At 59.0% G+C, this 18875-nt stretch carries 9 protein-coding genes and 5 tRNA genes; 10 read left to right on the forward strand and 4 right to left on the reverse strand.

Annotated features, from left to right (window positions below; translation table 11 throughout):
• Positions 1-30 precede the first annotated feature (30 nt).
• Both VXM67_RS09075 and VXM67_RS09080 read left to right on the forward strand, forming a co-directional pair.
• Complete coding sequence (locus VXM67_RS09075) at positions 31-918, forward strand: ATP-binding protein (protein WP_023379373.1); 888 nt, start codon at positions 31-33, stop codon at positions 916-918.
• Positions 919-1401, forward strand: a complete 483-nt coding sequence (locus VXM67_RS09080) for a GAF domain-containing protein (protein ID WP_023379374.1) — start codon at positions 919-921, stop codon at positions 1399-1401.
• Positions 1402-1487: 86 nt separating this feature from the next.
• Here VXM67_RS09080 and VXM67_RS09085 read toward each other — a convergent pair whose 3' ends face one another.
• Positions 1488-2255 (reverse strand): hypothetical protein, encoded by a 768-nt coding sequence (locus tag VXM67_RS09085; RefSeq protein ID WP_023379375.1) that lies wholly within the window; start codon positions 2253-2255, stop codon positions 1488-1490.
• 334 nt (positions 2256-2589) lie between these two features.
• Between VXM67_RS09085 and VXM67_RS09090 the strand changes: the two genes are divergently transcribed.
• The 5 genes from VXM67_RS09090 to VXM67_RS09110 all read left to right on the forward strand — a co-directional run bounded on the left by VXM67_RS09090 (position 2590) and on the right by VXM67_RS09110 (position 3150).
• A tRNA-Glu gene (locus tag VXM67_RS09090) sits at positions 2590-2665 on the forward strand.
• 2 nt (positions 2666-2667) lie between these two features.
• A tRNA-Gly gene (locus tag VXM67_RS09095) sits at positions 2668-2743 on the forward strand.
• A 90-nt stretch (positions 2744-2833) separates the two neighbouring features.
• Positions 2834-2909, forward strand: a tRNA-Glu gene (locus tag VXM67_RS09100).
• A 3-nt stretch (positions 2910-2912) separates the two neighbouring features.
• Positions 2913-2988, forward strand: a tRNA-Gly gene (locus VXM67_RS09105).
• Positions 2989-3074: 86 nt separating this feature from the next.
• Positions 3075-3150: transfer RNA gene (locus VXM67_RS09110), tRNA-Gly, on the forward strand.
• Between the two features lie 138 nt (positions 3151-3288).
• Here VXM67_RS09110 and VXM67_RS09115 read toward each other — a convergent pair.
• From VXM67_RS09115 to VXM67_RS09125, 3 genes are all read right to left on the reverse strand, one after another.
• Complete coding sequence (locus tag VXM67_RS09115; protein WP_023379376.1) at positions 3289-4371, reverse strand: fimbrial protein; 1083 nt, start codon at positions 4369-4371, stop codon at positions 3289-3291.
• Positions 4371-6944, reverse strand: coding sequence for a fimbria/pilus outer membrane usher protein (locus VXM67_RS09120; RefSeq protein ID WP_027907255.1), 2574 nt, complete (start codon positions 6942-6944; stop codon positions 4371-4373). Before VXM67_RS09120 ends, VXM67_RS09115 begins: the two co-directional genes overlap by 1 nt.
• 307 nt (positions 6945-7251) lie before the next feature.
• Complete coding sequence (locus VXM67_RS09125; protein WP_049818752.1) at positions 7252-12354, reverse strand: RHS repeat-associated core domain-containing protein; 5103 nt, start codon at positions 12352-12354, stop codon at positions 7252-7254.
• Between the two features lie 413 nt (positions 12355-12767).
• On the opposite strand from VXM67_RS09125, the gene VXM67_RS09130 reads away from it, so the two are divergent.
• From VXM67_RS09130 to VXM67_RS09140, 3 genes are all read left to right on the forward strand, one after another.
• Positions 12768-14579: a hypothetical protein gene (locus VXM67_RS09130; RefSeq protein ID WP_367237628.1), complete on the forward strand. Its 1812-nt coding sequence runs from the start codon at positions 12768-12770 to the stop codon at positions 14577-14579.
• Between the two features lie 72 nt (positions 14580-14651).
• Positions 14652-17144 (forward strand): hypothetical protein, encoded by a 2493-nt coding sequence (locus tag VXM67_RS09135; RefSeq protein ID WP_367237629.1) that lies wholly within the window; start codon positions 14652-14654, stop codon positions 17142-17144.
• A gap of 2 nt (positions 17145-17146) precedes the next feature.
• Positions 17147-18799 carry a hypothetical protein gene (locus VXM67_RS09140; protein ID WP_367237630.1) on the forward strand — a complete coding sequence of 551 codons (1653 nt, stop codon included), beginning with the start codon at positions 17147-17149 and terminating at the stop codon, positions 18797-18799.
• Positions 18800-18875: the final 76 nt, after the last annotated feature.

Here is an 18875-nt window from a genome sequence, read left to right on the forward strand (position 1 = left end):
AAAACTCATGTTGTCTTGCTAGGAGTCGTCATGGACGCCCGCTTGTATGCTTTCCTGGAACGCGCCGAATCGGTACTGGCGCGTCTTGAACCCCTGTTGCCAGCACCACGCCCGGACATCGACTGGCATACCACCCTGGCCGCCCGCTGGCAGCGCGACGGCCGCACCGGTTACCTGATGCCGCTGGAGGTCAGCCTCGACATCCGCCTGAGCGACCTGATCGGCGTCGACCAGCAGCGCGACCAGCTGGGCCGCAACACCCATCAGTTCATCAACGGTCTGCCGGCCAACCATGCCTTGCTGTGGGGCTCGCGCGGTACTGGCAAGTCGTCGCTGGTGCGTGCGCTGCTGGCCGAACATGCCGGTGCCGGTCTGCGCCTTATCGAAATCGAGCGCGATCACCTGGCCGACCTGCCGCGTGTGGTCGAACAACTGCAGACGCTGCCGCAGCGCTTCATCCTGTTCTGCGACGATCTGTCGTTCGAAGCTGGGGAGGGCGACTACCGGGTGCTCAAGAGCGTGCTCGACGGCTCGCTGGAGCAAGCCCCGGACAACGTGCTGCTGTACGCCACCTCGAACCGCCGCCACCTGGTCCCGGAAAAAGAGAGCGACAACGAAAACTGGAAGCGCGTCGATGGCGAGCTGCACCCCAGTGAAGCGGTGGAGGACAAGATCGCGTTGTCCGACCGTTTTGGCCTGTGGCTGTCGTTCTACCCCTTCACCCAGGACCACTTCCTCAATGTGGTGGAACATTGGATCGGCCAGTTGGCCGCCAAGGCCGGGTTGCGCTGGCAGCGTGACGAAGCCCTGGATATTCTCGCCGTGCGCTGGGCAACCGGGCGCGGCAACCGTAATGGCCGTTGTGCCTATCAGTTCGCCCGCTATTGGGTCGGGCTGCAATTGTTGGAGCAGAAATAAATGATCGACCTCAACGCCAGTGGCACTGGCCTCGATGGCTATGACCTGCTGGCTGCGCAAGTGCAGGCGCTGTTCGCCGACGAGCGCGACTTCATCGCCAATGCCGCGCAGTTTTCCGCGTTTCTCTACCACCAGGTGGATGACCTGAACTGGGCGGGGTTCTACCTCAATCGCAACGAACAACTGGTGCTCGGCCCGTTCCAGGGTCAGGTGGCCTGCGTGCGCATCCCGTTCGACAAGGGCGTGTGCGGGGCGGCGGCGGCAACGCGTCAGACCCAGCGCGTGGAGGACGTGCACGCATTCCCAGGGCATATCGCCTGTGACAGTGCGTCAAACAGTGAGTTGGTGATTCCGCTGGTCAAGGAGGGCAGGCTGATTGGCGTGCTGGACCTGGACAGCCCGAAGCTTGCGCGTTTCAGTGAGGCGGATCAGGTGGGGCTGGAGCGTTTGGCAGCGATTTTTCTCGACTTGACCGACTGCTGAGACCGCAGCGTCGGGGTATTCACCAGAATGACTGAAGCTGGCGAGCTGCCTTTTCGCGCCCCAAGGCTGCTCACCAGCTTCCGCGCTCAGTCGTAGATGACGCGCTTCTTCCAGGTCTCTTCTTCATCGGTCTTGAGCCCTTGGGTCAGCGCGTTCTCGTCATTCTCGGCCGGCTCCATCTTGTCCAGCACCTGGGCATTGGCCCGCGCCAACAGTTTTTCCAGATAAGTCAGCTGCTCTTCGTAGAGCTTCGGCTCAGGCTGCTTGCGCAGGTACTGCACGCCCCGTTCGAACGCCAGGCGTGCCTGGCCGGGTTGTTCCTGTTGCAGGGCCTGCTGGCCGAGGTTGTTGAAGAACTCGATATGCAGCAGCACCAGGATATGGCGGATTTCCTTTACCCAATACTTGCCCTCGTTGGTTTGCAGGACGTTTTCCTGGGTGGCGCGGACGATCTGGGTGTGCAGTGCCTCAAGCAGAAACCGCACGTCCTTGGCCTTGACCTCGGTCTGGATCGGGCTTGGCGGGTTGTTCACCGGAATCTGCTCGCCCTTTGCGACCAGGCCTTCGAGCTCGGCGATGCGCGCTTTCAGGTCGCCGTTGTGCTTGTCCAGTGCCAACTGGCGCTGGTTGAGGTTGAGCTCGAGCCGGGCGAGCATCAGCTTCAGCGCTGGCGTCATGAACTGGCCTGGGAAGGTTTCGGTGATTTCGCCACAGCGGCGTACACGGTCGGCCAGCTCGACCTTCAACCGGGCGCGTTCGAGCTTGCTGTTTTCGACCACGTTGTTGAGGTAGCCGATCACGATCAGCAACGCGATGCCCGCCACGATGAGCAGAGTGATCAGAAGTGGTGTCACCTTTAACGCCTCATCAAGAAGTTTTGCTTTATTGAGTGTAGTGAGTTCGCCGAGGGGCGAACAGCGCAGCCTGGCGGACGACTCTGTGTCGGCTCGGGCTGCGTTATCTAAAGCCTGATGGCACTTTGCTTGGGCTGCGTCAGAAAATCAACGCCAATCCTCGGACGCCCCTTGCCGTGGCCGGCCCGAAGGGTGGAAGTCATTGATTTAAATAAATTTCTACAAAGGGGTTGACGACCTGCCAAGGCATCCATAGAATGCGCGCCACTTGCAGCGTAAAGCACACAGCGAAACGCAGCAGGGAGTGAAAGCAGCATGTGAATGCTTGCAGCGTGTCCCCTTCGTCTAGTGGCCTAGGACACCGCCCTTTCACGGCGGTAACAGGGGTTCGAGTCCCCTAGGGGACGCCAATGCGGGAATAGCTCAGTTGGTAGAGCACGACCTTGCCAAGGTCGGGGTCGCGAGTTCGAGTCTCGTTTCCCGCTCCAGTTTCTCCGGCAACGCCTTGTGGCGCGGCAGGAAAAGAAAATCCAGGCTGAATCGTGAGGTTCATGTACTGGTGCACTGAAAAGTGTTGTGTCCCCTTCGTCTAGTGGCCTAGGACACCGCCCTTTCACGGCGGTAACAGGGGTTCGAGTCCCCTAGGGGACGCCAAATGCGGGAATAGCTCAGTTGGTAGAGCACGACCTTGCCAAGGTCGGGGTCGCGAGTTCGAGTCTCGTTTCCCGCTCCAGTTTAGATACTGTGGCGTCTATGCGGTGCAGTGGTGGTGAAGGTCGTAAAGGCGCTTCACGCCGATTGGCGGTAAAGTTTCACAATGCGGGAATAGCTCAGTTGGTAGAGCACGACCTTGCCAAGGTCGGGGTCGCGAGTTCGAGTCTCGTTTCCCGCTCCAAATACAGGTATGCAAGGCTGAATCCAACCTTGCAAACCTTCAAAAAAAGACGCTTAGGCGTCTTTTTTCGTTTCTGACCATTTATTCTTATCGTGACAAAGGCCGCAGGGTATTCGCCCTGTGGCCTTTTTTTGCGTGTTATTTGTAGCTTACGGTAAAGGTCAAGCCTCCTTCGGCCAAGCCTGGCGTTACCACCGGTGCGCTCTGGTAATAGCGTGCCTGAAAGTCCAGCTGGGTGATGCCAATACTGACTGGCTTGACCAGCTCGTCGGATTGCAGTGGCATGGGCGTTCCATCGCTGCGCAGTAGTTGAATTTCAACCCCGGCGGCATCGGAAGCGGCACCCAGGCTGAAGCGCCCCTCGGCCGGAACGGTCGGTACCGAGCCGTTGGCGCCATCCAGTTCGATGTACACATTCGCGGCCGCTGGATTGGGGGCGCTGGCGTCTTCGCAATCACTGAGCGTGATATGGAACGGGACGGACGCGGTCGTGGTACCTACCCCTGTGAAGTCAGCAAGGGTGTGATCACCCAGTTTCACGGGGTCGGCGCTTACGGCATTGGATTTCAGGGAGCACTGTGCCTGGTTCACCGTCGCGCTCAAGCGGTATTCCATGACCTTGCCCAGATTATGCAAGAATCCATGAAACATCTCGCCGTTGACACGTTGGGGGCCGGGTGCAATTGGCCCGGTCTTGATGAACCAGGCATTGCCGCGCATGACCGACACCAGTACGTTGAAGGGCTGGTCTCGCAGGGTCCCCGAGTAGGGGATAACCGCAGAGGTGCCAGGATCAGGGATAAAGGAGTTGTTGGCTGCGCCGTCAAAAGGTGAACCAAGCTCCATGTACACGCCGATGCCGGGAATGTTGGTTTCCATGACATGCCCATTGATGTCCTTGCCACCCAGCGGGGGCAGGGTGCCCGTGAAGATTGGCGCGGTGTTGGGCAGCCTTGCCTGGGGCGGGCTGGCGGAGTCCCAAAGGCACGAGGCCCTCGCGCCTTCGTTGTTGCTTCTGGTAAGCGAGCTGGTACCGATCACGGTACCGATTGCGGCATCGCGGGGTACCCAGAATGTCCCCATGTCACGCTCGAAGGTCATGTAGTTGCTGGCTGTCTGGAACGAACAGCTGGCGTAAGCGTTGCCAGAGAACAGGCCTAGGGTCAGGCAGCAGGCGGTCAGCCGCAAGCTGCGGTCGATGTTGAAGGTCAATGCGGTCATCAAAGCATTTCCTGGGTATTGTCGCCGGGCAGAAGAGGCTGGCCGCTGGCCACGGGCCGTGCGCAGCGCAGGGTTTGCAGGCGGTAGCCACCTTCTTGTGCAAGTGCCTGCGGATCTATGTTGAGTGTGCAGTCCGTATCGCTGGCCTCGCCCCACATCACGCCTATCGCCTGCGGGCCTGTGGTGCGGGTGGACACTAGTGCTTGGCCGGCCTGCCCGACCACGCCCAAGCTCTGGCCATCGGCATCGAGCACCTGGGCGCCAAATGGCACGGGTTGCCCATTGGCTTGCAGCAGGGTCAGCACCAGGCGGGCCACATGCTCGGCCTCGTAGCTGGCCTTGACCACGGCGCCGCGGCGCGGAACCACTTGCTGGCTGGCATTGGCAATCACCACTTCCGGCGAAAGGTCGTCGGTTTGCAGCACCAATGCATTGAGCCGATAGGGGCGCAGGTACGGCACTAGCGCGTAGCCATGGGAATTGGTGCGCGCCGAGGGTGTATTCTGCACGCCGACACCTGGCACGTCGGGCACATGCACCAGGGCCATGGTTTCTCCCAAGTGGCTGCCAAATGCCACGCCGTCTCCATGCAGCATGACGGCACCGCTGGCGTTCACCGACATGCTGCGGTAATCGTTGCCTTCGTTGTAGCCCATGCCGACACTGGCCTGGCTGCCCTGATAGTTGATGGACAGCCCGCCACTACTGCGACCTTGACTGTCGTTGGTCAGCGAGGTGCTGTAGGTCAGCTGGTTGTCCAGCAAGCCGCCGCTCAGGCTGGCGCGTTCGCTGGCGCGGCCATTGTCGTTGCGCAGGTCGAAGCTGGCCTGTTGCTGCCGGCCGAAGTCTAGCGGCACGCTCAAGCTCAAGCCGAACAGGCGGCTATCGTCGTTTTTCGAGTCCAGCGCCTGAGAGGCAAACAGATTGATCGCGACCTTGCCCACGCGGGTGGTGTATTGCAGTTGGTACTGGCGGCGCTGGAGGCTGGTTTGCCAGTAGGTGTCCTGGGAAAAGGTCAGGTTTAGCGCGCTGCGTTCGCTCACGCGCTGGTACACCGATGCTTCCAGGCGGCTGCGGCGGTTGCCCAGGTAGCGGCTGGCATTGCTGCGTTGCTGCACGGCTTCGTCGAAGTCGCGGTAGCCCTGGGTCGAGTAGCGATAACCGGCAAAGCGCAGGTTGGTGCGGGTTTGGAAGCTTTTGCCATAGCGCAAGGCAAAACTGTGGCCCTGGGTCTCACCCAGCGTGTTGCCCAGGTCGCTGGAGGAACGGGTGACATCGAACGATAGCGCGCCCAGATGGCCGACGTCGCGGGCCATGCCCAGCACACTGGCGTTGTAGTACTCACTGGAAAGCAGGCCGCCGTAGAGGGTGGTATCCCAGGCCCCGCCACGGGCCAGGGTGGCTTGCCAGAACAGTGGGTCGTCAAGCTGCTCGGCGCCGTCGTAACGGCCCACGGTCGCGCTGTAGCGCCATACGCCTTCGCGCAGCAGGCTGCCCATGCTCGAATAGGGTTGGGTAAAGCGACGCACCTGGCCGTCAGCCTCGGTGATCACCACTTCCAGCTCGCCGTGGCCGGAGCCCACGCTGAGGTCATCGATGGCATAGGGCCCGGGGGCCACGTAGCTGGAGTAGATGGGGTAGCCGTTGTGCAGGATCTCGACCTTGGCGCGGCTCTGGGCCACCCCGCGGATCACCGGGGCGTAATGCTGCATCGCGTCGGGCAGCATGCCGATGTCCGAGGCCACCTGTGCGCCGGTAAAGCGTACGCTGCGGAACATGTCGCTGTTGGTGAAGGTTTCACCCAGGGTGAAGTTGGCCTGTAGGCCTGGCAGGTCGCGCTGTGCGTAGGTGTCGCTGCGGGTCCAGCGGCGCGCCCCGTTGGCCTCCTCGCGCAGCGCCTGCTTGCTGCGTAGCCGCCAGGCACCCAGGTTGAGGCCGCTGTTGAGGTACAGGTCCTGGCTGCTGCGGTTGCCGCCGCCGTGTTGGCTGCTGTGCTGGGCCGAGGCCTGGTAGCTGATGAAGGCGGCGTTGATGCCGTTGCTCCATCTGGCCTCGGGGACGCTGCCTGAACGGTCCTGGCGCAGGGCGATTTGCGGGATCGACAGGGACAAGTGCAACTGCGCAGGGTCGAACATGACGCTGGCGTGCGGCACCAGTTGCATCAGGTTCACGCAGCTGTCGTCGTCTGGCAGTGGCGTTTCCAGGGCCTGTTCGCGCAGGTCGAGGGTGCGTAAAACCTCGGCCGTCAGGCAGGGCTGCAGCCCTTTACCATTTCGGGCCTCGAAGAAGTTGATGTCTTGCTCGGGCTGAGGGCTGAGGTTGAGCGAGACCCGCACCCGGTAGCGTCCTGGCGGCAGGTGTGCCTGCGCGGCCAGGTTTTGCAGCGCCAGGGCACCGGCCTCGGAAGACTGGCCGGGGGGCTGGCGCATGAAACCGGGTAGGAAGGCAATGCCGGCTTGGTCTGCCAAGGCGGCGGGGGCGAGGGCCAACGCCAGGCAGCCGCCGAGCAGGGGCGGCAGCGGGGCGAAGCGCGGGCGCAACGGCAATAGCCTGCGCCATTCGAGCTGGAGCATGAGCGTGTCCTGGGCGGCGCCTACGGACGATGCTCAGGTGGGCTCGTGGTGGGCGCCTGAAGCTGGAAATGAGGGGTGAAGGCAGGTGGTGCTGCCGGGTCACGGTTTTCAGGCGGGGACAGGGTAGGTGGGAGGGGGAGGTTTGAAATGTAGGAAAAGCCAGTAGCTGGAAGGGGATGATTCGACGAAGTAAGTGTTGGGAGGCCTTCGGGATCTTGCCCGCCACCTTTCGGCAGCGGGCTTCGAGATTGACTGGCGGCGCGCGTCGTCCATGCAGGCGCCGTGGGGTTGTGCAGGGTCGGTGTGGTCACCAGTACCCGGGCAGCGTTGGCGGGGCCACCCGTGACGAGTCTATCCTGCCGCCCCTAAGACTACTGGGTTTAAATACCCCGCCTTTGTATTTGCCAACAATGAAAACTCCCCATTGGTTGCCATTCGGCGCCGCCGGTGCACCGTTTTGCATTGGTAGTGCCATACCTCCGTTTTGTGGAGCGGCTACGGAGCGGGTCGCTTGTGCAGACCCGGTAGCATTGCTGCTTGCGGCAGGGGCAGGCGTAGATGCCGAGCTTGGTCCCGGAGCTGACGAAGGGCGTTCGGTCAATGACCGTAAACTCGCGCGAGGTCGCCGAATAATACCTCTTGATGATCTACTCGAGTAGGAAATGTGAGTTGTATAATTGTTCGTGATGTTCTGAATGGTCTTCCCACCCGCATTCGCCGTCACAGGCGCCGCGTGCGTTCCATTCGCCCCCTCTCTGAGTGCTTTCACCGCCCCTCTGGTCGCCGCAGCCCCATACCCTGACGCGAACATACCGATGACGGAAAACACGATCGCAAAGTTCTGCAGCAGGCCCGACACTTCCGGGTTGCTGTAAGTCATCGCCGTCGCCACCCCTTGCATGACCAAGGCGATGCCGTTGGCTGCCACACCGATCACGCCGACGACATAACTGGTGGTCACGCCGATGATGGCCGGTGCTGTCCATGGCATTGCTATCGCCGATGCCACGAAAATGGCGGCGGCGGCAGCCACGCCAATCCAGGCATACCAAGGCACCTTGGGCTTTTCCTCTTCGATGCGTTCCAGTGGTGCCTCGCGGCCGCGGGTTACGGGCACGTTGCGGTGGCCGCTCGGGTCTTGCCAGTAAACGGGGTTGCCCAGGGCGTAGACGTACGGGTTGATGCCGGCCTCTTCGGGCGGCAGCGAATCAGGGCTGTGGAAGCGCATCAAGACCGGGTTGTAGGCCCGGTAGCCGCTGCCCAGCAGATACCAGCCAAAAGCACGCTCGCGCGCCTCGCCGTTGAAGGCCAGCAGGCTGCGCATTTGCTTTTCAGTATCCTCAGGCAGTTGCTCACCATAGGGGGCATAGTGGGCATGGCGCGTGCCGTCTGCATCGTGCTCGGTGTTCACGCTGCCTGCATGGTCGGTCAGCAGCAATATGGCGCTGCCTGCTTGCTGCTGGCCCTGGGCTTGGCCGCCGGCATACAAGTACTCTGTGAGCAGGCCGTCTTCCAGAATGCTGTCCAGGGTATGCCCCTGATAGCGCCGCTGCGACTTGCGCTCATCGGTGCCCGAGTAAAGCAACTGATCATGCCCGTCGTAGCCGTACTGTGCCGCTACCTTGTTGTTGGCATCCTGCACCCGGTGCAGGCGACCGAGGCTGTCGTAGTACAGGGCATTGCCGCATTCATCATTGAGCATGTTGCCCAACTCATCGTATTGGAACGACTGTTCTGCCGGGCACCCTTCAGGAGGCAGGGTATGGGTGACCTTCTGTAACCGGAACCTGTCTTGAGATGAGTAGGTAAAGTTCGCGTCGTCCCGGTCTCCATTGTTGAACGTTGTGCGGCAACGCTCGATGTTGTCTACCGCGTCGAACCTGAACAGTTGGGTTGTTATCTGCTGGCCGCCGGCGGTTTCGACGGGGCAATCGTACCTGATCAGGCGGCCAAGGTCGTCATACTCGAACATCTCCTCACGCAGCTTTTGCTCGCCTTGCCAAAGTGTTCGCGAATGCAGCATGTCGTTGTCCAGCCACACTTGCACCAACGTGCGCACGTGGGTGCCGGCGCTCAACGTGCGGCGGGTCTCCCTGCCCAGGGTGTCGTAGTGCAGGGTGCACAGGGTGACGGGCTGTTTTTTCAGGTCGGGGTTGGTCGTGTCGCGCGTCTCTGTGCTTTCCAGCAGCCCGGTGTCTTTGGAGTAGCTCAGCGTCGACTGGAGTTTGCCCTGTGTCACCGTTTTCAGCCGGCCCAACTCATCATAGGCGTAGTCACAGGCCTGGCCATCGCTGTGCTTGCGTCGCGTGGGCAGCCCTTGCCAGGAGTGCTGGTAAGTGGCGCTGTACGATGTGCCGTCAGTGTCGGTCAAGTGCTCTTCGCTAAGGTCGCCCTGGTCGTTGTACACATATCGGCGTTTACCCAACGCGTTGTTGGCATGGATAATTTCCGAGCTCTCACCGTCATAGTCGAAGTCTGCTGCCTGCTGGCCTTCTTGTGTCGCACGCCCGTGTTCATCTTCCCGTGTTGCAACGAGCTTGCTGGGTTGCTCGGTCAGCTCCGGCTTGTATTCATAGGCGATGACCCGCTTGCGGACGCCCTTGCCTGTTGCTTCGCGGCTAAATGATGTGCGCGTGTCGACCAGGTGGGTCATGCCCTGATAGGTGTATTCTTCTACCCGCGCACCCACACTCATGTGGACAAGGCGGCCAAGCCCGTCGAACTTGCGCTCGTAGAGCATTTGCTCAGGTGAACTGCTGTCCACTTTCAAATGCAGTTCCGTGACCAGCTCGCCCATGCTGTGGTTGGCGAACGTGCGCGACAGGGTGCTGTTGTCAGGCCGCTGGTGGGTGGTCATGCGCCCGAGGGCGTCGTAGGTAAACCTGCTGGTGAATGTTCTGAGTTCCGGAACGTTGAGTGTTTCGGTTCGGCTCAGGCAGCGACCAAGGCCGTCGTAGGTAGAGTCAGTGCGACCGGCCACGCGTGAAACCCATTTCGCACCGCTTTCAGGGGCTTCGGGGTCATCCACTGCTTCTTCTACCAGGCGGTACTCATAAACGGGTTTGTTGAAGCGATTGAGCTTGCTTACGGTCTGCTGCAGCCTGCGCCCAGGCGCATCCGGGCTCTCGATCCAGCGGGTGACCAGCGGGCCACCGGGTTCGAGCGGCGATGTGTCAACGCATTCCTTGATGCCATCGGGGCGCACGGTTTCACACAGTTGGCCCCAGCCATCATAGGCGTAGCGTGACTCCAGCTCGAGAACGTGCGGCTCTGGCGCCCCGTCCTTGCCCGGTAGATAGTCATAGGTGGTTTCGCTCTGCAAGCGGCCGGCCGAGTCATAATGCTGCTCGGCCATCGTGCGCTTGACGACCACCCCGGTCACGGCATCCTTGGCTTCGCGCTCCTCCCGGATCGGGCGGTGACTGCCATCGAAAACGATCCGTGTGATTACACCTTTGCTGTCGGTGGCTTCTTCGCAAGCGCGTTTGCGGCGGTTGTCGTCGATCAGCTTATAGACGGTGGTACGTGTGGTGGCAAAGTCAGTACCGGGGCTTGCGATCGTCGCAGTGACGCGGCCAAGTACATCATGGTGGTAACGGGTGAACACATCGTTGGCATCGTGTTCCAGCACCACCTGGCCGTCGTACATGGAATAGGTGGTGGCCGTTTTTTTCACAAGCGTATGGGTGTGGTCGGTAAAGGTTTCGGTACTGCGGCTCCAGGTGAGTTCGCCGTTGTCGTCCTTGACCTTTTCGTACTTCCACTCGCTGGTGGTTGTCTTGTCGTTGATCGTCAGCGATTGTTGATCGAGTCGCCCATGCAGGAACGGCGTGTCCATTTTGTCCAGGTAGCGGCGATGCTTGCTGTTCAGTAGTTTGCGTTCTTTACCGAGGCCTTCGAATGTGTCTTCCTGTTCCAGTGACAACCATGCTGGCAGGTCCAGGTCAGGATCCGTTTGTGGCAGTGCGGCCAGGCGGGTATAGACGTATTCGCTACTGATGGTCTGGGCCTGTGGTTCTCCCGGGCTGGATGGGGCGGCAGGGTGGATGACGACGGACTTGAGGTTGCGTTCAAAGCCTTCCGGGTCATCCGCACCAGGGTAATAGGTGCGTTCCATGCGCGAGCCGTCAGCTTTGAGCTCCGTCAACAAGTTGCCATGGTCATCGTAGGTGGTTTGCGTCTGCTCGTAGTCGCCCACCGTCGGATCGCCCACCTTACCCCAGGACTTCGTCACGCTGGCTGGCAGCTGGAAATACGTAGGTTGATCTTTGAACTGTACGTTTGCTCTTTCGTGATACACCGTTTTGATGGTCTCGATACAGCCGTTATCCGTGGTCGCCTGAGACGTCATCAAGTGGAACCGGTTGAACGTGCTTTCGACCGTTCGGTAGATTTTATTGTCGCGGTAGTGCTCGGCGGTAGATCCGTATTCAAAGGTATGACCTGTAAACTTGTAGAGTTGGTCCGTTCCATCCTCAGTGCCATACACCAGCCCTGTGCCGTTACCTAAGAAGTTATTGCTGGAATAAGTGTATTTCGTGAGGATATGCGTGCTGCTGTCACGCTCATCGGGTTTGACCCAGTGCTCATTGACGGAGGGTAAGTACCGGTCGATGCCTGGATATTTATGGCCAGCAGTCCCCTCGTGATAACTGATCGTTTCCAGGCCTTTGTCGGGGTTTTCGACACTGACGAGGAAGGGCAGTTGATCGTAATGTTTGTATTTCAGTTCCCAGTATTCGTCGGCCGATGTGGGCAGGGTTAATTTTCTAAGTTCGTTGTTCTCCAGGTCCAACGTGTACTTGGCCGGGCGGCGCGTTGTGGGGTTGACGATCACCTCTGCCTGGATGTCGGAGGGGTATTTTATCTCCAGCAGTGTACGACCCGTGTCATCTTTGATGAGCTGCAGACGTGCCTTGGACTTACGGGTGTCGTAACTCAGGTTGATGCCATGGCCAGAGGCTCCCATGACACGGACAGGCACGGCAATGGTCGCGTCGTTTACCTGAGGCTCGAGTATCTCCACCAGGCCGCCTTTATGGGCAACGCGAAGGCGTTTCCGATTGCCTTTACTGATGTTGCTGAAGCGAAAGCTGTCCAGTTTCTTTTCTACGATAACAGGCGGATTGCCCGGTCCGTTGTCGGCGACGTTAAACGATTCGCCGGTGTGCAGGGCGAGCATGCCGGTGCTGATATTGAACGTGCTTAGTTTAAGGCTCCAGCCCATGCCAAACCCGTTGTTATCGTTGCTCATTGGGTTGAAGTTCAATTGCAAGGGCAGGTCTGGGCCGCACTGATCGTTGGCATTCAAAGCGGGAAGGGCAATGGACAACGTGTAGAGGCCAGTACGAGGGTCGACGCTGCTCTGCATGAAACTTGAGAAATTGAATGCATTCGATGTGGTTGCCATGATGCAGGTTCCTGGGGGTGCGGTATGCGTTGAATGGCCTGTGTTCAGCGATGGGCCCACTACCAGAATTTTTCCGCTGGGGCGGATACGCCCTCGTCATAACTGCGGTGCGGTAGTCAGGGATCGCATTCGAGACAAGCTGTCTACCCCGAAGGCTAAGAAAAAAGCCAACTACATGCACCTGGCAAAACTGCTAGGTCTGTGCGCTTCCCCGCGTTTCGGGCCGTGCGCGGTCAACCTGTTATTTTTGCTAGTTGTGGGGCAGGCGAGGTCGGACTAAAACTGTCCGGGCAAGCAACCGAGCCGGGTGACAGGCATTGTAAGAATGCCGTTTTCGCGCTGTTTATTTAGCTAATTGATGGATGCGCACCTGAGCGAAGTGCAGGTGTTCGCCCTTTTATGGAAGTTTCGATATGAATGAGCAGCTTGATAAAGACGAGGCTTTGGAGGCGCCCGCGATTGAGGGCTTGACTGCATTCGGTGAAATTGATCTGGATGAACTCGGCAACAAGCCTCTGAAGACCTTGATCAAATACACAGGTATGAAGATTGACGATCTGGTGCGGGTGCGCTGGCTGGGCCGTAGTGTTGCCGGCGAAGCGTATGACTTCGCAGCGGACTATCCCGTCCAGGACGAACATCTGGACGACGGACTCCAAATAGAGATCGCGAATGCTTATATCGCAAATGCCGCAGGCGGTGAGGCATTTTATTCCTATACCCGTCTGGCTGATGGCCCGGTGCCTGACGCTGAGTCGTTACGAACGTTTTGCTATATCGGCGTGAGGCCGCGCGGACAAGTTGAAACACCGTCTGTACTGCACGCTATTCATTCCCATGGATTGATCATTCAACCCGATAAGCTGCCAGGCGCAGGTATGACCGTTGTGGTGCCCCGCTACCAGTCAATGCAGGAGGGAGACAAGGTCACTCTAACGGTCGAGTGCTATGAGCCGGACGGGACGCGCGATGACACCTGGAAAAAGGTGGTCACGGTCGGTAAAACCCACCTCGATCAAAATACCATTAGTGATGGCGTGCCCAGAAGTTACTTCGATTGGATCGACCCAGGCTATGTGTTGGCCTACTACGAGATTGAATTCGCCGTGGGTGGGCGCCTGAAGTCACCGGTGCAACGCTTGGAGGTCGAATCGAGAAGCGGCAGTTTGCCTGGCTATCTCGACAAGCCGGCCATCGAAGGCCACAGCGAAGGCGACCCGCTGGACCCGAACAAATACCCCGATGGTTTGCTGATCAAGTTGCCCAAGTATCCAGGCATTGCAGATTCGGACCACCTCATCCTGATCTGGTCTATCCCGGGGGGAGCGCAATACCTGCCATCGCGTGTGGACCCCAGCACGCGGGCTGCCGATTCGATCGTGTTCCAGATCAGCCCAGAGCTCTTGGCCATCAGCCGGGGTAGCACTGTGAATGTTTCGTACTTGTATGGCCGCGAGGGTGCGGCGTTGAGCTCGCAAGTGCTGCAAGTCGATGTGCAACTTGTACGTTCCCTGGGGGGGCCTAGGGTAGAAGGCGCCGATCAGGATGGCGCGGGTGATCGTGGCCATATACTGGCTGATAGCGCCAACCCTGGTGGTGTCTACATTAATGTGCCTGCCGGTATCGTATTGCCGGATGAGGTGCTGCATGTGCATTGGAGTGGCTATGGGCCGCTTGGCGAGTATGTCGCCGAAGCACCGTTCTCAGCAGAGAAGCCGTTGCGCTTCCACATCCCGGCAAAATATGTTCCTGCCAATATGGGCCGCACTCCGGTGGACACCAGTTTCCGATTCGACGTGTTCTATAGATTGTCGAAAGCGCCAGGCGATTATATCGATTCACTGCCTTACAAATTGCGTGTCAAACCATTGGACAGTGGACTTCCGACGGTTGACCTACCGCCTGGACCAGTCTCTCTCAGCGCGATGCCTGAGGCGGGAGTCAAACTGTCCATGGGGACTTGGCCGTTCATTGCGCCAGGCCAACTACTGACGATAGTGATGGAAGGGGTGAGTGGGCAGAACGCGCCGGTAGAGGTCATTGTTCGGGACCAACAGGCGGTGACGGAGTCCGAGAGCCTGCGGGGTGTGAGTGTAATGCTTGCAAAATCAGAGTTTCGAAAGTTGCAGGTAGGGGAAAGCTTTACCTTGTATGGCAGGGTTGGCTTCAATGGTGGTGAGTTCTATTTGAAATGCCCTTCGCAGTCGTCGAAGTTGAACCCGTAATTTAAGAAATTCATTACTTTTGTGCATGCAGGCTCCACGGTGATCGTGCGGGTGTCTGCTAGGGAGAATAGTATGGCCAGGCTGAACTTGGATCAATACAGCAAATACATGCGGGCGGCGCCCCGCACCCGGGGGTTCGGGGCCTTTCTGGTCTATGATCGCCAAAAGGCCAACTTATTGTTGATGCAGGAGCATATCTTGCGGGCCGATAAACAGGCCTGGATAGAACCGGTGTCGGGTGAAAAGCAAACTGAAAACGGTAAGTTTTCAAGGTTGTCGGATTTTGCCTTTGGTGCACCGGTAGTGTCGTTTGAAAATTCCAACATCAGCAGTTCGAGGGCTGCGCTGAGCATACCGGTTGTGGGTGGCAAGCTGACCGAATGGAGCCGAGAGCCAGGAGCGGAGCTGCCAACGCTGGTGGGTATCACGCACATGGACCCGCTGACCGCACCACGCGTCAAGATGAACATCAAACTCAGTGAAGGTGCAGGTGGTGTGGTTGATGAAGACGGTCGCGTGTATCTGGACTTGTCGGAAAGCAGCGGTTACTCCTTTGAAGTGAGCCAATGGGAAGAACTGAATACCAAACTGGGTGAGTTGATCGAAGAGAAGTTCAAGGACCCCGAGAGGGGGGAGCAGATCTGGGAACTGAATAAGCTCGCGCCGGTTGAAGGGAGTTTAAACCCGACTTCATTCAGAGTGCGCACACACTCGCTGGCCAAGGCAGGGAGCACGGTCGCCAGTACGAATCAGGCGGATCTGGAAGAAGGCGCGGTCATTGTGGGGCTGGAGTTCAATGGGGGTAGGGATGGCAGTTTCCCTGATGAGGATGGGGATATGCCGTTTCTGCTCCCTGAGCGGGACGCGGGTGAACCCTACACAATGAATATCATCTTAGGGGACGAGGTTTGGATAAAGGCCGTACTGCAGAAGCTTTGGGCTAATGCTCCCGATTTTATTGAGGGGGAGTTTGAGTGGGAAAAAGATTCGAAAAATTTTGTAGTTGGAGGCGTGGGAGGCCGAATATCGCTGCGTGCAGAAGCGTTTCGAGAAACTGGAGATTACGGGGTGTATGTGGGGTTCAGTCATTATACTGGCGGCGCGTGTTACCTCAGGAGGTCTGAAGAGAATCTGGAGGTGGGCTGGCGTCTGCAGGAGGCAAGTAGCGACTTGGTGGTGGTGTCTTTTTGGCTTGAGGGGCAACTTTACAAAGTAAACGTCCCCGCGACGGTCAACGCTTTGGTTAAGTGCCCAATGAAGATGGAAGTTGAGGGGGGCACTATTAGTGTGTCCAAGGGTACCGCCACTGTGTCTTTTGATTTTCACGTGGATTATGAAAATGATCAAGTCTTGAAAGCTGTCTCGGACATGAAGGGTGAAATCACTTCCAAGATTAAGCAGCAACTTGAAGCTGCCTTCGAATCTATGGTTGGGAAAATAGAGATCGTCGACCTCTTGCGCTTCAATGGCCTTCTTTTCCGCAACGGTCAGCGCTCCACAGCTGAGAGAGTAGAAGCCCCTGGCGATATCTCGATGCTAGGTGAACTCGCCCCCACCCTTACGGCCTTCGCGATCGACCCAATTGAAAAAAGGCTTATCGCCGGCGGCACGCAACAGCTCACGCTTACGCCTAAACCTCAGCCTGGCGAGACGGTCACCTGGGAGGTGAAGGCGCTGCCCGATGACCCCGAAGCACCCGTAGGACCCGAAAAACTGGGGGAAGTCGTCAACGAGGTGTACAAGGCGCCCAAGGCCGAAACGATCGCCGGCAGATTCCGCCAGGTCATCATTACCGCAACGGTGGGTGACAGCAGCAGCAGCGCCCTGTTCACCATCGTACCCAAAGCCGTGGCGGTAAGGCCGAACTTGCAAAATGCGCTCTTCTCCCTTCCCGGTGTGCCCCAGCGCTACGTGTTGGAAGGTGGCAGCGTCGAATCGGTACTGGACTGGACAACCGGTACCGGTTTCAAGGGAGAACTGCGTGATCCACTCCCTAGCGAATTCGACGAATTGAATATTCCAAGGGACAAGAACACCAAAGTCTACGTCGCACCCGCAAAAGATCCTGACTTTGGGGAGGTGCTGGGTGCGCTCATGCACCTGGACCAGGTGCACGTCACAGGTGCTGGCCGTACCGAGACCATCGATATCACGGTGCTCTGGCATGCGACTACCGCCACCCTGAAGGTCGAGGCGCAAGGTGACGCACTGAAGCTGGTGCTGGCTGTTCAGTCGTGGGGCGGTGGTCCGGTGGATCTGCCACCTGACCAGACAATATGGTTCGTGGCCAAGGGCAAAGGCACCCTCGACGAAACCGTTGGTACCTATAAGCCAGCGGCGGATGAAGGTGACTACGTGATCATCGCCGGTGTGGGCCGGGCTTCGGGGCAGTGGAACTACGCTGTGCTGCCGATGCCGTACACCGCCGATGAGGCCAAGATCTTCCATGAGGTGAACAACGCCATCAAAGGCACGAACACCAGGGTTGCGCACACCGCCGAGCAACTCCAAGCCATGGAGGAAGTGAAAAAGATCTTCGGCAGCCAGAGTGTGACAAGGACCTGATCATGACTACCAATACCAAGGAAACACTCCTCGAAGAACTGGCAAAAGGCGACAGCATGCGGCGTTGGGGCGCGGTACTGGCGCTTGGTCGCGATGCTGTCAACGATGCCTTGCAGGCCAATTTCGTCGAACAGTTCGATCAGCGCGGTGGGTTGCCTGCCATCAACGGGGAGTATTTCATCGACCCTGCCACCAGAACCGAAAGGGTGGCGTTCCAGAACCTTACGCTGGGCGCGCCACAGGTGTCTTTCAAAGGCGCCGTGGGCGTTTCGACGCAGGTGAGGGTGAGCATGGAGTTGCTCACCGGGCAGTGCGTTTCGTCGACGGTCATGTCTGGCAATGTAGAGCAGTTCAGACGAAGCCACCTGTTGGAAATGGGCATGGGCTATCGATTCGAAGCCTACGGGCAACTGAAGGCTCAACCACACCCGTATCTCGAGAAGTATCAAGTGGTGCTCGACTTCAGCGGTGCCAGCGAGCCCAGTTGTACACTGGGCGGCAATGGCTCCGCTGCGGTGAAGATGGGCGAGTTCATCCTGGAGCAACTCAAGTACGAATGGGTGCTCAACAGCCCATTGCCGGTGCTGGAGTTTGATATTTTCGGGCACAGTGGCCTGTCAACGCGTCGTATCGATGTGGTTGCGCAGCAAGCACCCGCCGGAGGTGGCGGTGGTGCATCACCGGAAGACGATGGAGCGTTGTTGGTGCTGATGCAACTGGTTGGAGGCGAAGAGGTTGGGCAGACGACCAGCTCCATCCCGTATTTGTTGCCGCGCAAGAATAACACTGCCAACTATCCAAGTGCGCTGTTGATCAGCCGGGAACGTGCGCCAATTGCCAAGGAGCGACCCAGTGTAACGCTGGAGCAACTGGTATTGCCCGACGCCTACGAAGTGGTGCTGGAGCAGCAGGAGTACAACCCGCACGACATGATCGTCTTTGGCGATGTCAGGGCTACTGCATCCTCCCGTCGACCCGTGCCACGAATTGCCAAAGCATCGGCAGGTAAGAGCGCACAGTTCTCGGTCGCCAATCAGTCCGTTGACTTCTGGACGGCACGTGACGTGGTTACCCCACGCGACTCGGGTGAAATCGAAGCTGGCAAGTACACCGCGCCCGGGGCCAGAACGTTCCCGCTTCGCCAGCGCCTGGTGAACGTCAAGGCAAACTTTGCGGAGATTCAGCAAGGGGCGAGCAAGTCGGCATTGGTGGTGGCTTCCAGCGAGCCGCTGGTCATTTCACCGCGGGTGGTGATCTGGACCAAGGGGGATGGCCCCGTGCGGCTGACCGCATCGCAGGGTGGTCGGTTGGAGTGGGAGCCTGATGGCGACACGTTTGGCACCATCGTGCGGGACCCTGAGGGCGACAGTGAAACACCGCATGCTCTATATACACCGGAGGAGCCCACCTTCAGCCCGCCCGTTCGACTGCAGCGAATCAAGGTCACCAACTGGGGCGGGGACAGTGGCTACGCGACGGTGGTGATCCTGGCTTCGCGTGCGGCCCTGCAACTGCAGCCATTCCACGTGCCGAACATGCCTGCGTCAGGCTCGCAGCGGTTTGACCTGAACCCAGTGTTCGCCGAACAGCCCGCGCATGACACATGGGGGGGGGCGCCCGGCGGTGCAAAGTACAACGTGGGAGCTGTACGGTGAGGGCGAACTTGTAGATGGGAAGTACACCGCGCCAGCCACGAGTTCAGGTCCAGCCAGTGTAGCGGTGGGTGTATTT

It is taken from the genome of Pseudomonas sp. Rh2, from assembly GCF_040762985.1.
Classification (GTDB): domain Bacteria; phylum Pseudomonadota; class Gammaproteobacteria; order Pseudomonadales; family Pseudomonadaceae; genus Aquipseudomonas; species Aquipseudomonas taiwanensis.

Excerpts from the sequence above, each read along its gene's own strand:
- VXM67_RS09075 (WP_023379373.1), top strand. The coding sequence starts at position 31 with ATGGACGCCCGCTTGTATGCTTTCCTGGAACGCGCCGAATCGGTACTG.
- VXM67_RS09080 (WP_023379374.1), top strand. The coding sequence starts at position 919 with ATGATCGACCTCAACGCCAGTGGCACTGGCCTCGATGGCTATGACCTG.
- VXM67_RS09115 (WP_023379376.1), bottom strand. The coding sequence starts at position 4,371 with ATGACCGCATTGACCTTCAACATCGACCGCAGCTTGCGGCTGACCGCC.
- VXM67_RS09120 (WP_027907255.1), bottom strand. The coding sequence starts at position 6,944 with ATGCTCCAGCTCGAATGGCGCAGGCTATTGCCGTTGCGCCCGCGCTTC.
- VXM67_RS09125 (WP_049818752.1), bottom strand. The coding sequence starts at position 12,354 with ATGGCAACCACATCGAATGCATTCAATTTCTCAAGTTTCATGCAGAGC.
- VXM67_RS09130 (WP_367237628.1), top strand. The coding sequence starts at position 12,768 with ATGAATGAGCAGCTTGATAAAGACGAGGCTTTGGAGGCGCCCGCGATT.
- VXM67_RS09135 (WP_367237629.1), top strand. The coding sequence starts at position 14,652 with ATGGCCAGGCTGAACTTGGATCAATACAGCAAATACATGCGGGCGGCG.
- VXM67_RS09140 (WP_367237630.1), top strand. The coding sequence starts at position 17,147 with ATGACTACCAATACCAAGGAAACACTCCTCGAAGAACTGGCAAAAGGC.